This is a genomic window from Arthrobacter sp. 260, assembly GCF_013116745.1.
Classification (GTDB): Bacteria; Actinomycetota; Actinomycetes; order Actinomycetales; family Micrococcaceae; genus Arthrobacter_D.
In genome coordinates this window covers 1-224 of sequence record NZ_JABFOE010000140.1, presented here as the reverse complement: position 1 = coordinate 224, position 224 = coordinate 1, and the positions used below count along the sequence as shown (strand labels likewise).

Below are 224 nucleotides of genomic sequence, written 5' to 3'. Positions count from 1 at the left end.
AGCCTAAACTATCCAGAATGAATGGATCATCCGGCGACAATTCATTTGCCTTTGTGATCAGTGTCAGCGCTTCATCAAGGCGGATATTTCTGTCGGCAAACGAGTATCCGAGCGCATTGTAAGCATGCTGGCTCTTTGGCTCAATGCTGATCACACGCCGTAAAACCTGTTCCATTTCTGCATACTTTGATTGTGATTCGAGCAGCATTGCGTAGTCATACAGC

1 pseudogene is annotated in these 224 nt (G+C 46.4%); it reads right to left on the bottom strand.

Annotated elements, in window-relative coordinates:
- Positions 1–208 (bottom strand): annotated as a pseudogene (locus HMI57_RS18640) (hypothetical protein); the annotation flags it as partial.
- Positions 209–224 lie beyond the last annotated feature (16 nt).